Below are 14209 nucleotides of genomic sequence, written 5' to 3'. Positions count from 1 at the left end.
GAGTTGCGTGCAGCAGGGTGAGGCCACATCTCCCGTGCTCGCGGCGTACCTCGACGAGATCCGTCCGGACGGCCACGACGACCTCGTGGAGAACGCCGTCGACGGTGGTCCGCGGCTACGAGAGCGCTGGGCGGCCCTCCCCGGCGCCGAGGACGTGACCCCGGCTGATCTCGCCGCCGCACAGTTGCGCGTGGGCCGTCTGGTGGACGACTCCGGCATCACCTACAACGACACGGCGGACGCGTCGTCCGAATCGCCGTCGTCGACGCAGTCCGGTGCGCGGTGGGAGCTCGACGTGGTGCCGACGGTGGTGTCGGCGCCGGACTGGGACCGGCTCGAGGCCGGCATGCTGCAACGCTCGCGCATCCTCGACGCGGTGCTCACCGATCTGTACGGCGAGCGCACCCTGATCCGCCGCGGTCTGCTGCCGCCGGAGATCGTCTTCCGGCATCGCGGCTATCTCCGAGCCGCGCACGGCATCACCATCCCCGGCCCACATCAGCTGTTCTTCCACGCGGCGGACATCGCCCGATGCACCGACGGCGAGTTCCGAGTCCTCTCCGACCGCACTCAGGCACCGTCGGGCGCCGGCTACGCCCTGGCGGACCGGTCGATCGTCGCGCGTGCGGTACCGGCTGTCTTCGGCCGGGTGGCGCCCCGTCCCGCGAGCACCTACGTCGGTGCGATGCGCGTGGCCCTCGTCGAGGTGGCGCCTGCCGCCGCCGAGAACCCGCTCGTGGTGGTGCTCAGTCCCGGTGTCTGGTCGGAGACGGCGTTCGACCAGGCGCATCTCGCCTCGGTGCTCGGATTCCCCTTGGTCGAGTCCGCTGATCTGGTCGTCCGCGACGGCGCCCTGTGGATGCGCTCGCTCGGCACCCTGCGCCGCGTCGACGTCGTGGTGCGCCGTGTCGACGACGACTACGTGGATCCGCTCGATCTGCGCCCCGAGTCACGCCTCGGTGTCGTGGGACTGCTCGAGGTCGCGCGGCGCGGAGCCGTCACCGTGGTCAACACGATCGGCAGCGGCGTCCTCGAGAACGCGGCGCTGTTCGGACGGCTGCCGGAGCTGGGCCGGGCGCTGCTCGGGGAGGAGCCCCTGCTCGACTCGGTCCCGGCCTTCTGGGCGGGGGATCCACACGGCCTGTCGCACATCGTCTCTCGTATCGGTTCGCTCGTGGTGTACGCGATCGGCTCGCACGAGAGCGTCGTCGGTCCCGCGCTGTCCATGCGCGAACGGGACGAACTGGTGCGGCGGATCGGGGCGGACCCGACGGGGTGGGCGGCGCGGGCGATACCGGACCTGGCGACGTCGCCCGTCGGGCCGGTCGGTCATCGCCGGCACGACGCCGCCGTGCTGCCGAGGCCCGTCGGCATCCGACTGTTCGACGTGGCCGGGCGCCGGGGCTACACCCCGATGACGGGCGGTCTCGCCCAGGTGTTGGTCACGGATCCGCCGTCGGAGCCCATGGCCACGACCGCTGCCAAGGACGTGTGGGTGCTGGCCCAGCGTCGCGGCCGGTCGGATCAGCCGGACGTGTCGAGCGCCGTCGACGCACCGCGTCCGATGGGTGGACGCCGTCCCCGTGTCATCGACTCGGTGAGTACGCCGCGTGTGCTCGACGACCTGTACTGGATGGGTCGCTACGGCGAGCGTGCCGAGGCGACGGCCCGCCTGCTGGTGGCCGCGAACCAGATGGTCCGCGATCATCGCGGCGAGACGCCGTTCGGGGAGCAGGCGCGGTCCGACACGGACGTCGCCCTGGCCGTGGTGCTCGACGCGGTGACCGCGGTGACCGCGACGGCGCCGGGGTTCCGCGCCGCGACCACGCGGTCGGACCTGCTCGCGGAGTTCCGGTCGCTGACGGTGCGGACGCGGCGCACCGGTTCGCTCGCGCACGCCGTGGCGGCGTTGCAGACGTGTGCCCGCGCGGTGCGGGATCAGCTGGGCGAGGACACCTGGGCGGTGTTCAACCGGCTCGACACCGCGCTCGCCGAGTGTGCGGCGTCGCCGGTGTCCGACGAGGCGGGGCTCTGGTCGACGCAGAGCCGTGTCGTGGGGTCGATGCTCGCCGTCGCCGGTCTGTCGGCCGAGTCGATGGTGCACGATCCGGGCTGGTTCCTCATGGACACGGGCAAGCGCATCGAGCGCGCTCTGCAGATCACCGCCCTGCTCGCCGAGACCGTGGGCACCGCACGCCCACCGGCCGTCGAGCAGGCCGTGCTCGGGGCGGTGCTGAACGCCGCCGACTCGTCGGTCACCTACCGGCGCCGCTATCGCGGTGCTCCCGAGGTGGGCGCCGTGGCCGAGCTCGTGCTCTTCGACGGCGGCAACCCGCGCTCGGTCATCCACTCGGTGGAACGAGCAGCGGTGAACCTGGCGTCGCTGCCCGGGTCGACGGGGACCTCCCGCACCGATCGGGCGCTCGAGCGCATCGTCGCGACGCTGCGCCGAGTCGACCCGTCCGATCTCGAGGACGTCGACGCCACCGGGACCCGATCGGAGTTCGACGACGTCGTCCGGTCGGTGCACACCGATCTGCTCGACCTCTCCGAGTCGATCACCGCGGCGCACCTGACGCTGCCCGGCGGCACGCAGCCGTTGTGGGGACGCGGCGGCGGACGGGTGTTGTCGTGACCGATCACGAGGGTGCGCGGTGGTACGCCATCACCCACCGCACCGAGTACGTCTATCAGGGCACCGTGTCGTCGTCGTACGGCCGCGGCCACCTCTTCCCGCGCTCGACCTCGGAGCAGTGGTGTCTCGACGCCTCCGTCACCGTGACGCCGACGCCGACCGACCGGTCCACCGGTGTCGACCTCTTCGGGAACGAGGACGTCTACTTCCACGTCACCACCGATCACGACCGGTTGTGCGTGACCGCGCGCGCCCTGGTCGCCGTGGACCCTCCCGACCCCGCTCGCCTCACCACCCGGGCTGCGACGACGGCGTGGGAGAGTGCTCGTCCCACCGGGGTCGACGGGGCCCTGGACGTCGACTTCGTGCTCGATCTCGTGCCACCGGAGATCACCGACGAGGTGCACGAGTACGCCGCGCTCTCGCTGACCGAGGGCCGCCCGTTGGTGGAGGCGGTGTTCGACCTGAACCACCGGATCCACACCGACTTCGCCTACCTGTCGGGGTCGACGACCATCTCGACGACCGTCGCGGACGTCCTCGCCGCCCGGACCGGTGTGTGTCAGGACTTCGCGCGGGTCGCCGTCGCGTGCCTGCGCTCGCACGGCCTCGCCGCGCGCTACGTCTCCGGCTACCTCGCGACTCGACCGCCGCCGGGCAAGGAACGCATGGTGGGTGTGGACGCCACCCACGCCTGGGCGGCGGTGCGGTCACCGGACGGCTCGTGGCTGGCCTTCGACCCGACCAACGACCAGTGGGTGGACGAGCGCTACGTGACGGTGGCGTGGGGCCGTGACTACGACGACGTCCCTCCGCTGCGCGGCATCATCTACACGGAGTCGGCGGGGAGCCGCATCGCCGTGTCGGTCGACGTCGCGCCGATCGTCCGAGCCGTCTGACCTCGGATCTTGCCTCTCGTGGGCACCGCGGTGCCAGCGGCGCCCCCGAGCTGTCGGGAGAGTGCGATAGGGTCGAGAAACCGCACAGCGAGCCCGTTTCATCGACTGTGGAGCGGGGAACCCGATCCTGCTCCGGCAGTACGCACACAGCATCACAGGCGGCCCTCACGGGCCGACGCGAGTACGGAAACGAGGAATGACCTGCCCGTTCACGAACGAGGTGGGTCGGACAATCGATGACGGCAATGTTGGCAGATCCGGTCACCGAAGCAGTGGCAGCAGCACGAGAACTCCTCACCAGACGCACGGGAGCATCGGTGACCCTGGTCGACCCGGTCGATCTCGGCGGCAGCGGGCGCACCGTGGTCATCCGTGTCCGGGTGGCCGAGAACCCGTTCCAGTTGCCCCGCACGCTCGTGATCAAGCAGGTCCGCGAGACGTCCACGGAGTCGGTGTCCCGCACGGGTCTCGGCGCCGGAGACCACACGGCGTTCCTGCGCGAAGCGGTCTCGTACCAGTTCGCCACCGCCCTCGCGACGCACACCCGTCCCGGTCCCTCCCTCATCGCGTACGACCTGAAGGAACGGCTCCTCGTCCTCAGTGACCTGGGGGACGCCGCGCCGTTCACCAGTCTGATCGCGAACCCCGATCCGTCGTCCGTCACCAACTCGCTCATGGCTCTGGCCCAGGCACTCGGGCGGATGCACGCCGCCACGTTCGGCCGCGAGGAGGATTTCGGGGCGCTCCTCGGTCGCGCCGGCGTCGCCGATTCTCGGGACGGGCTGGCCGATCAGGTCGCGGTGGCCCAGTCGGACGTCCCGGCGATGCTCGCCGCGGATCTCGGCATCGAGGTGCCGCCCGCGGTCGCCGCCGCCGTCGCCCGCGCGGCCAAGCTCTTCGGTTCCGGCGGACACCGCGCCTTCAGTCCGTCGGACCTGTGCCCGGACAACATCATCGTCAACGACGAGGGCGTGCGATTCCTGGACTACGAGTGGGGAGGCTTCCGGGACGCCACTCTCGACGTGGCCTACACGCTCCTGTCCTACCCCGGCTGCCTGTGCCGTCTCGATCTCACGCCGGAACGCGCCGAGGCCATGGTCGATGCGTGGCGCGCCGAGGTGGTCGGAATCTGGCCGCACCTCGCCGACGACGACGTGCTGCACGCCAAGTTGCTGGACGCCCAGTTGGTGTGGGCCTGGCTCACGACGCACTGGTTCCTCCCCGACGACGACACCCGCAACGCCGCACTGCGTCGGCACCACCTCTCGGTGCCCCGCGCCGCCGCGCTGACCACGCGGTGGTCCATCCTCTCGGAGTACGCGCGCTTCGTCGGGCACCACGACCTCGCGGACTTCGCGGGCGATGTCCGGCAGGCACTCGCGGCGCGGTGGCCCGCCGCCGCGTCCTGACCGTCCGATGAGCGCCGACGACTCCCTCTTCGACGACGACACCGCTGCTCCCGACGGGGACGCGTTCGTCCCGTCCCCGCGTGCGAGCACACCGGGTGCGCCGCTGGCCGTGCGGATGCGTCCACGGTCGTTGGACGAGGTCGTGGGCCAGGGCCACCTCCTCACCCCGGGTGCCCCGCTGCGCCGCCTGGTGGAGGGGTCCGGGGCAGCGTCGGTCATGCTCTACGGCCCACCCGGCACCGGCAAGACCACGCTCGCGTCCCTGATCTCGGGTGCCACCGGCCGCAAGTTCGAGGCCCTGTCCGCGCTCTCCGCGGGCGTCAAGGACGTCCGGGCCGTGATCGACCTGGCGCGTCGCCGGCTGCTGAACAACGAGCAGACCGTGCTCTTCATCGACGAGGTGCACCGGTTCTCCAAGACCCAGCAGGACGCCCTGCTCGCCGCCGTCGAGAACCGGATCGTGCTGCTCGTCGCCGCGACGACGGAGAACCCGTCGTTCTCCGTCGTGTCGCCGCTGCTGTCACGGTCCCTGGTGCTGCAGCTCCGGTCGCTCACCGACGACGACATCCGCGAGGTTCTCACGCGGGCCCTGGCGGACGAGCGCGGTCTCGGCGGGTCGGTGACGGTGACCGACGAGGCGCTCGGACACCTCGTGCGGCTGGCCGGCGGTGACGCTCGACGGGGTCTGACAGCGCTCGAGGCGGCCGCCGACACGGCGGGTGCGGGCGGCACCGTGGATCTCGAGACCGTGGAGAAGAGTGTCGACCGAGCCGCAGTGCGGTACGACCGGGACGGAGACCAGCACTACGACGTCATCAGCGCGTTCATCAAGTCGATCCGCGGTTCCGACGTCGACGCGGCAATGCACTACCTCGCCCGGATGATCACCGCCGGTGAGGACGCACGCTTCATCGCCCGCAGGCTCGTGGTGCACGCCAGCGAGGACATCGGCATGGCGGACCCCACCGCGTTGCTGGTCGCGACGGCGGCGTCGCAGGCGGTGCAGACGATCGGCATGCCCGAGGCGCGGCTCGCCCTCGCCCAGGCCACCATCCACCTCGCCACCGCACCGAAGTCCGGTGCCGTCACCAGCGCGCTGTCCGCGGCGATGGCCGACATCGCGGCGGGGAAGGCAGGCGCCGTGCCGCCGCACCTGCGCGACGGGCACTACACGGGAGCCGCCTCACTGGGCAACGCGGTGGGCTACAAGTTTCCGCACGACGACCCCGACGGTGTGCTCGCCCAGCAGTACCCGCCCGACGAGCTGGTCGGCACCGACTACTACCGGCCCACCAACCACGGAGCGGAGCGCGACCTCGAGACGCGCGTCGGCAAGCTCCGCAGAATCGTGCGTGCTCTCGCGCGCTAGGGTGTTTCCGTGCAGACTCACGAGATTCGCCGTCGTTTCCTCGACCATTTCGAGAAGCTGGGACACACCCCCGTCCCCAGCGCCTCGCTGGTCCTCGACGACCCGAATCTGCTGTTCATCAATGCCGGCATGGTGCAGTTCGTCCCGTACTTCCTCGGGCAGCGCACCCCGCCGTTCGCGCGTGCCGTGAGTGTGCAGAAGTGTGTGCGCACCGGCGACATCGAGAACGTGGGCGTGACCACCCGCCACAACACGTTCTTCCAGATGGCCGGCAACTTCTCGTTCGGCGACTATTTCAAGCGCGAGGTCATCGGCTTCGCGTGGTCACTGCTCACCTCGTCCGTCGAGGACGGTGGCTACGGCTTCGATCCCGAGAGGATCTGGGCCACAGCGTATCTCGACGACGACGAGGCCATCCAGATCTGGAAGGACGTCGCCGGTCTGCCCGATGAGCGCATCCAGCGCCGAGGCATGGCCGACAACTACTGGTCCATGGGCATTCCCGGACCCTGCGGGCCGTGCTCGGAGATCTACTACGACCGCGGACCCGAGTTCGGCAAGGAGGGCGGTCCGGAGGCGGACGAGGACCGCTACATCGAGATCTGGAATCTCGTGTTCATGCAGAACGAGCGCGGACAGGGGACGTCGAAGGACGACTTCGAGATCCTGGGGCCGTTGCCGCGCAAGAACATCGACACCGGTATGGGTGTCGAGCGCGTGGCGTTCCTGCTGCAGGACGTCGACAACGTCTACGAGACCGATCTGGTCCGTCCCGTCATCACCGAGGCCGAGGCACTGTCCGGCCGTCGGTACGGGGAGAACCACGACGCGGACGTGCGGTTCCGCGTCATCGCCGATCACGCCCGCACCGCGGTCATGCTCATCTCCGACGGCGTGACGCCGGGCAACGACGGCCGTGGCTACGTGCTGCGGCGTCTGCTGCGTCGGATCGTGCGCAGCGCACGCCTGCTCGGTGCCGAGGACCCCTCGATGGCGAGGTTCGTCACGGTCGTCCGCGACACGATGGCCGAGTCTTACCCGGAACTGGTCGAGGACTTCGCGCGCATCGAGTCCGTCGCCGTCGGCGAGGAGAAGGCGTTCCTCGCGACCCTCACGTCCGGATCGCGTCTCTTCGACAACGCTGCTCAGGCCGTGACCGCGTCCGGCGGCACCCGCATCAGCGGTGACGAGGCCTTCGTCCTGCACGACACGTACGGCTTTCCCATCGACCTCACGCTCGAGATGGCGGCCGAGGCGGGCCTGCAGGTCGACGAGGCCGGATTCCGCACGCTCATGGCGGAGCAGCGTAACCGTGCGAAGGCCGATGCGCAGTCGCGCAAGCACGCGCACACCGACCTGACGGTGTACAAGGAGTTCGTCGACCGTGGTCCCACCGAGTTCACCGGTTTCGACGAGCTGGACAGCGAGGCAACGGTTCTCGCGATCATCGCCGGGGGCGTGCGGGTGCCCACCGCCGCTGCGGGGGAGAAGGTCGAGGTCATCCTCGACCGCAGCCCGCTGTACGCCGAGTCCGGCGGACAGCTCGCGGACATCGGCACCCTCACGGGCCCGGGACTGAGTGTCACCGTGGGCGACGTGCAGAAGATCGCGAAGACCGTGTGGGTGCACAAGGTCACCGTCGACGAGGGGCAGCTCACCGAGGGCGACGTCGTCACCGCGCACGTCGACCAGCAGTGGCGCCGCGGCGCCACCCAGGGACACTCCGGCACGCACATGGTGCACGCCGCACTCCGCCAGATCCTGGGCCCGAACGCGGTACAGGCCGGATCGCTGAACAAGCCCGGCTACCTGCGGTTCGACTTCACGTACCAGGGTGCGCTGTCGGAGTCGCAGCGCGAGGACATCGAGTCCGTCACCAACGACGCCGTCGCGTCCGACTTCGCGGTCAACACCTTCGTCACCGATCTCGACGACGCCAAGGCCATGGGGGCGATGGCGCTGTTCGGTGAGAACTACGGCGACGAGGTCCGGGTCGTGGAGATCGGCGGACCGTTCTCGATGGAACTGTGCGGCGGCACCCACGTCCAGCACTCGTCGCAGATCGGCCCGGTGACCCTCCTCGGCGAGTCGTCGGTCGGGTCGGGCGTGCGACGCGTCGAGGCCTTCGTCGGCCTCGACTCGTACAAGTACCTCGCCAAGGAGCGCGCGCTGCTCGCCGGTGTCGCCTCGTCGCTCAAGGTGCCCACCGACGAGGTGCCCGCGCGGATCGAGAACCTCGTCGAACGGCTCCGCGTCGCCGAGAAGGAGCTCGAGGCCACTCGCGCCGCCGCCGTGCTCTCGTCCGCCGGGTCCTACGTCGACACGGCGCGCCGGGTCGGGTCGCTGCTCGTCGTCGCGGAACCCGCGCCGGCCGGCGTCGGTGCCGCGGATCTGCGCACCCTCGTCGGCGACGTTCGCGGCCGGTTCGGCACACAGCCCGCGGTGGTGGCGCTGTTCGGAGACGTCGACGGCAAGGTGCCGTTCGTCGTGTCGACGACCAAGGCCGCGCAGGAACTCGGCGTGAAGGCCGGTGAACTGGTGGGTGCCTTCGGTCCGAGCATCGGCGGCCGCGGCGGTGGCAAGGCCGACACCGCGCAGGGAGCCGGGTCCGACGCGTCGGGTATTCCGGCGGCGATCGAGGCTCTGCTCGGTCGCGTCACCGAGATCGCCGGGAACTCCTGACGGTGGCCGCCGGCAGCTCCGCGCCCGACCGGCCGGGCGCCGACGACCCGGGGCGGGGGCGGCGGCTCGCGATCGACGTCGGGAGCGTGCGCGTCGGGGTGGCGTCCTCCGATCCCGACGGCACCCTCGCCACACCCGTCGAGACGGTCCCGCGCGCGGCGAAGACACACACCGACTCGGCCGACGTCCAGCGGATCGTCGCGCTCGCCGAGGAGTACGAGGCCGTCGAGATCATCGTCGGTCTGCCGCGCACGCTGCGCGGCGAGCGCGGAACCGCCGCCACGCTGGCTGTCCGTTTCGCCCGAGTCCTGCACCGTGCGCTGCCCGGCGTGCCGGTGCGGCTGTCCGACGAACGCTTGACTACGGTGAGTGCCGCGCGTGGTCTTCGAGACAGCGGCGTCCGCGCGAGAGACCAACGGTCGATGATCGACCAGGCGGCCGCGGTCGCCATCCTGCAAGGGTGGCTCGACGAGCGCCGCAGTGTCCTGGCGCGAGAGATGGTCGCCCAGGCGAACGAGGAGGGGGCAACGGTGCCCGAGAATCACGGTCCGGAGCAGGACACACCGGGGACGACCCCGTGACGGACGACGGTCGTGGACAGCGGCCCGGCCGACGCGACGAGTGGGACACCGACGAGCTGAATCTCCCGGTCGACGACCTGCGCCGTCAGCCGCTCGCCGACGACCGCCGCGCCCGTCCTGCGCGAGTGGCGTCGGGTCCCGGTGACCGCCCGAGCCGCGCGAGCCGTGCGGACACCCGCCGCGACCGCGCCGCGGCCGGTCGCAAACGTCGCTCGCGCATCATCGGCGGACTCGGTGTGCTGGTCCTGGTCGGCCTCGTGGCCGTCGGAGGTGTGTGGGGAGTGTCGAAGTTCACCGGCGGCGGGGCCGCGGTCGCGGAGGACTACCCCGGTCCGGGCGGCGACGCCGTGGTGGTGCAGGTCGCCTCGGGCGACACCGCGCAGGAGATCGCGACCGAGATGGCGGACAAGGACGTCACCGCCAGCTCGGCGGCCTTCTACGAGGCCGCGGTCCAGAACACCGCGATGACCTCCGTGCAGCCCGGTTTCTATCGGATGCGCTCGCAAATGGCGGCGGCCGACGCCGTCTCCGCACTGGTGGACCCGGCATCGCGAGTGGGCCAGATCCAGATCGCCGAGGGCCGTCAGCTGCACGACTCGACCGACGTCAACACCGGCGCCGTCCGCAAGGGCATCTACACGCTGATCTCCGAGGCCAGTTGTGCTGTCGGAGAGGGTCTTCCGTGCGTGACATACGACGACCTGAACCTCGCGGGTGCGGGGGACGATCCTTCCGCACTCGGTGTCGCCGACTGGGCGACCGACGCGGTACGGCAGGTGCCGGATCGCGATCGTCAGCTCGAGGGGCTCATCGCCGCGGGCACGTTCAACTTCGACCCCAGCGCCGCACCGACGGACATCCTGCGTCAGCTCGTGTCCGAGAGTGCCGCGATCTACGAGGACACCGGTCTACTGGAGGCAGGCGCCTCCTCGGGTCTCGACCCGTACCAGGTGCTCGTGGCGTCGTCCCTCATCGAGCGCGAGGCGTTGCCGCAGGACTTCGCCAAGGTGGCGCGCGTCATCCTCAACCGTCTCGCCATCGGGCAGCGTCTGGAGTTCGACTCCACGGTCAACTACTCGCTGGACACCACCGAGGTGGCCACCACCGACGCCGACCGTGCGAACGTCACGCCGTGGAACACGTACGCCAAGGAGGGTCTGCCGGCGACGCCGATCTGCTCTCCCGGTGTGGCAGCGGTGCAGGCTGCCGAGGCTCCCGAGCCCGGCAACTGGCTCTACTTCGTCACCATCAACGCGGCCGGTGAGACGCTCTTCACCGACGACTACCAGGTGCACCTGGACAACATCACGAAGGTCGAGGGCGGGTTCCTCGACAGCGGCCGGTGACGTCCGTCTCCGACGCCTCGTCGACGAGGCGCGCGGCCGTTCTGGGGTCGCCGGTGGCGCACTCGCGTTCACCGATCCTGCACGCGGCGGCGTACCGGGAGCTCGGGCTCACCGGGTGGACCTACGAGCGGGTGGAGTGCACCGCGGAACGGCTTCCGGAGTTCGTGGACGGCCTCGGACCCGAGTGGGTGGGACTGTCGGTGACGATGCCGGGCAAGTTCGCGGCTCTGGCCTGTGCGACCGAACGAACGCAGCGCGCAATCGCTGTGGGCTCGGCGAACACCCTGGTACGCACCGACTCGGGCTGGCGCGCCGACTGCACCGACGTCGACGGTGTCACGGGCGCCCTCGGCACGGTCGGTGTCCGTGACCTGTCGGGAGCGTCGGTGGTCGTCGTCGGGGCGGGCGGAACGTCCCGCCCGGCGCTCGTCGCTCTGCGTGATCTCGGGGCGAATGCGGTCACCGTCGTCTCGCGGGACGAGGAGCGGGCGGAGGGAGCTCTGGTCTGTGCGCGCGACGCCGGTCTCACCGCCCGGTGGAGTGCACCGGACGACGACGCGCTGCCGCGAGCGGTCGCGGACGCGGCAGCCGTGGTGTCCACCGTCCCGCCCGAGGGCGGCGCTGCGATGATCGACGCACTGCGCGGGACGCGCGTGCTGCTGGACGCGATCTACCACCCGTGGCCCACGCCGCTGGCCGCCGCGGTCGAGGAGTCCGGTGGCGTCGTCGTCGGCGGCCTCGCGATGCTGCTGCACCAGGCATTCGGTCAGGTGGAGCAGTTCACCGGTAGGCCTGCCCCGCGTGCTGCGATGGAACAGGCGATGCGGGAGTCCTGACCATCCCCGGGTGCGCCGTCGTCCCCGGGCGGGTCGCCGCGGCACGGATCATGGGAGTCACCGGTGCCACCGTGACTGCATGACCGTCCTCCTCGGATCCGCGCTGTGTTGCCTCGCTCTTCTCACCGTCGGTCGGTGGGTGACGCCGACGGTGCCCGACCTGCTCGCGGCCGCCGTCGTCGGTGCCGCGCTCGGCGCGGTCACCACCGACGTGGCGATCCTCGCGGTCGGGGCGTGGTCCTGTGCCATCGCGCTCGTCGACCTGGTCCGTCACCGCCTGCCGGACGATCTGACGCTGCCCGCCGCGGGTGCGGTGCTCCTGGCAGCCGCCCACCAGGGTGGGGGCGAGTCGGCGCTCCTCGGCGGCCTGGCTCTGGCCGGTGTCCACCTCGTCGGGTCGGTGGCGTCACCCGGATCGATCGGAGGCGGCGACGTCAAGCTGTGTCTCGCACTCGGGGGACTGGGCGCGGTCTCGGGGCCGTCCGTGTGGACCGTGGCCGCCGTGCTGGCACCGACGACGACGCTGGTGCTGGCGGCGATGACGGGACGAACCGGGGGAGCGGCGGGGATTCCGCACGGACCCGCTCTGTGTGCGGCGACCCTGGTGGCGTGGGTGAACGCCGGGACGTGAAAAGATCGATCCGTGTTGCGATGGATCACTGCCGGAGAATCTCACGGCCCTGCCCTGGTTTCCATTCTCGAGGGCATGGTGGCCGGAGTCGAGGTGACCTCCGAGGACATCGGAGCTCAGCTCGCCCGACGACGCCTGGGCTACGGCCGCGGCGCCCGCATGAAGTTCGAGGCCGACAAGGTCACCGTCATCGGCGGTGTCCGGCACGGCTCGACGCTCGGCGGTCCCGTCGCCATCGAGATCGGCAACACGGAGTGGCCGAAGTGGGAGACCGTCATGGCGGCCGACCCGGTCGATCCCGCCGTGCTCGCCGACCTCGCGCGCAATGCGCCCCTGACCCGTCCGCGCCCCGGCCACGCCGACTACTCGGGCATGCTCAAGTACGGCTTCGACGACGCCCGGCCCGTGCTCGAACGCGCCAGCGCACGGGAGACCGCCGCCCGCGTCGCGGTCGGCACCGTCGCGCGACAGTTCCTGAAACAGGTCCTCGGCGTCGACGTCCTGTCGCACGTCATCTCGATCGGCGCGTCCGACCCGTACGAGGGCCCGGAGCCGTCGGCGGGAGACATCGAGGCGATCGACGCCAGCCCCGTGCGGGCGTTCGACGCCGTGGCCGAGCAGTCCATGATCACCGAGATCGAAGCGGCCAAGCGCGACGGGGACACCCTCGGCGGCATCGTCGAGGTGGTCGTCCACGGCCTTCCCGTGGGACTCGGCTCGTTCGTCACCGGCGACAGCAAGCTCGACGCGCAGCTCGCCGCGGCACTCATGGGCATCCAGGCCATCAAGGGTGTCGAGGTCGGCGACGGGTTCGAGACCGCACGCCGCCGCGGCAGCGCCGCCCACGACGAGATCCTCCCCGGCCCGGACGGGATCGTCCGCACCACCAACCGCGCCGGCGGCATCGAGGGCGGCATGACCAACGGCGCCCCGCTGCGGGTGCGCGCGGCCATGAAGCCCATCTCCACGGTTCCGCGTGCCCTGGCGACGGTGGACATGTCCACCGGCGAGGGTGCGGTGGCCATCCACCAGCGCAGCGACGTCTGCGCCGTGCCGGCCGCGGGGGTCGTCGCGGAGACCATGGTGGCTCTGGTGCTCGCCCGCGCCACGCTGGAGAAGTTCGGAGGCGACTCCGTCGCCGAGACCGCCGGCAACGTGCGCCGCTACGTGGAGAACGCGCAAGCCCGTCCGCCGCGATGACCGGGCAGGCCGGAGGCCGGTCGCAGGATGCCGGGCAGGCCGGAGGCCGGTCGGGGGAGACCGGTGAGGCCGGGGAGGTTTCCGGTCCGCCGCGCGCGGTGCTGATCGGGCCACCCGGCGCCGGGAAGTCCACCATCGGCCGACGGCTGGCTCAGGCCCTGGGCACGCAGGTGTACGACACGGACGTGGCCATCGAGAAGGACACCGGCCGCACCATCCCGCAGATCTTCGCCGAGAGCGGTGAGGCGGAGTTCCGTGCCATCGAGGAGCGCATCGTGCTCGATGCGCTGCGCACGTATCCGGGCATCGTGTCCCTGGGCGGTGGGGCGATCCTGTCCTCGCGCACTCGTGCGGCGCTCCGCGGTCACACCGTCGTCTACCTCGAGATCAGTGTCGGCGAGGGCCTCCGGCGCACCGGTGCGACCACTGCCAACGCTTCGCGACCCCTCTTGGCCGGCTCGGACCCGCGGGCGAAGTACCGCGAACTGATGCGCACTCGGCGACCCCTGTACCGCGAGGTGTCCACCATCCGTGTCCGCACGGACGGCCGCAGCCCTGCTCGCGTCGTCACCGCTGTGCTCGGCCGTCTCGGCGTCGCTCCCGCCGACCGCGTCCCCGCGC

At 71.0% G+C, this 14209-nt stretch carries 10 protein-coding genes and 1 pseudogene; all 11 read left to right on the top strand.

The features are described from left to right. Positions 1-7 precede the first annotated feature (7 nt). Positions 8-2635, top strand: coding sequence for a circularly permuted type 2 ATP-grasp protein (locus HQ308_RS01335; protein ID WP_308115640.1), 2628 nt, complete (start codon positions 8-10; stop codon positions 2633-2635). Continuing rightward, positions 2632-3534 (top strand): transglutaminase family protein, encoded by a 903-nt coding sequence (locus HQ308_RS01330; protein WP_222645254.1) that lies wholly within the window; start codon positions 2632-2634, stop codon positions 3532-3534. The genes HQ308_RS01335 and HQ308_RS01330 overlap by 4 nt, the downstream gene beginning before the upstream one ends. Before the next feature lie 236 nt (positions 3535-3770). Continuing rightward, complete coding sequence (locus HQ308_RS01325; RefSeq protein ID WP_027505245.1) at positions 3771-4943, top strand: kinase; 1173 nt, start codon at positions 3771-3773, stop codon at positions 4941-4943. Positions 4944-4950: 7 nt separating this feature from the next. Continuing rightward, positions 4951-6312 carry a replication-associated recombination protein A gene (locus HQ308_RS01320; protein ID WP_027505246.1) on the top strand — a complete coding sequence of 454 codons (1362 nt, stop codon included), beginning with the start codon at positions 4951-4953 and terminating at the stop codon, positions 6310-6312. A gap of 9 nt (positions 6313-6321) precedes the next feature. Then, positions 6322-8994 carry an alanine--tRNA ligase gene (gene alaS, locus HQ308_RS01315; protein WP_222645253.1) on the top strand — a complete coding sequence of 891 codons (2673 nt, stop codon included), beginning with the start codon at positions 6322-6324 and terminating at the stop codon, positions 8992-8994. Positions 8995-8996: 2 nt separating this feature from the next. Next, positions 8997-9575, top strand: coding sequence for a Holliday junction resolvase RuvX (gene ruvX, locus HQ308_RS01310; protein ID WP_051613214.1), 579 nt, complete (start codon positions 8997-8999; stop codon positions 9573-9575). Next, positions 9572-10921: an endolytic transglycosylase MltG gene (mltG, locus tag HQ308_RS01305; RefSeq protein ID WP_051613215.1), complete on the top strand. Its 1350-nt coding sequence runs from the start codon at positions 9572-9574 to the stop codon at positions 10919-10921. The genes ruvX and mltG overlap by 4 nt, the downstream gene beginning before the upstream one ends. Continuing rightward, positions 10918-11757, top strand: a complete 840-nt coding sequence (locus tag HQ308_RS01300; protein ID WP_222637601.1) for a shikimate dehydrogenase — start codon at positions 10918-10920, stop codon at positions 11755-11757. The genes mltG and HQ308_RS01300 overlap by 4 nt, the downstream gene beginning before the upstream one ends. Positions 11758-11836: 79 nt before the next feature. Continuing rightward, on the top strand, positions 11837-12388 hold the full coding sequence (locus HQ308_RS01295) for a prepilin peptidase (protein ID WP_222645252.1): 552 nt from the start codon (positions 11837-11839) through the stop codon (positions 12386-12388). 12 nt (positions 12389-12400) lie between these two features. Next, entirely contained in the window at positions 12401-13588 is a 1188-nt protein-coding gene (gene aroC / locus HQ308_RS01290; RefSeq protein ID WP_027505250.1) for a chorismate synthase, read from the top strand. 98 nt (positions 13589-13686) lie between these two features. Further along, positions 13687-14178 (top strand): annotated as a pseudogene (locus HQ308_RS01285) (shikimate kinase); the annotation flags it as partial. Positions 14179-14209 lie beyond the last annotated feature (31 nt).

This window comes from Rhodococcus sp. BP-241, from assembly GCF_019836145.1.
GTDB lineage: Bacteria > Actinomycetota > Actinomycetes > Mycobacteriales > Mycobacteriaceae > Rhodococcoides.
The sequence above is the reverse complement of the archived record's forward strand: the minus strand, read 5'-3'. Positions and strand labels throughout refer to the sequence as shown.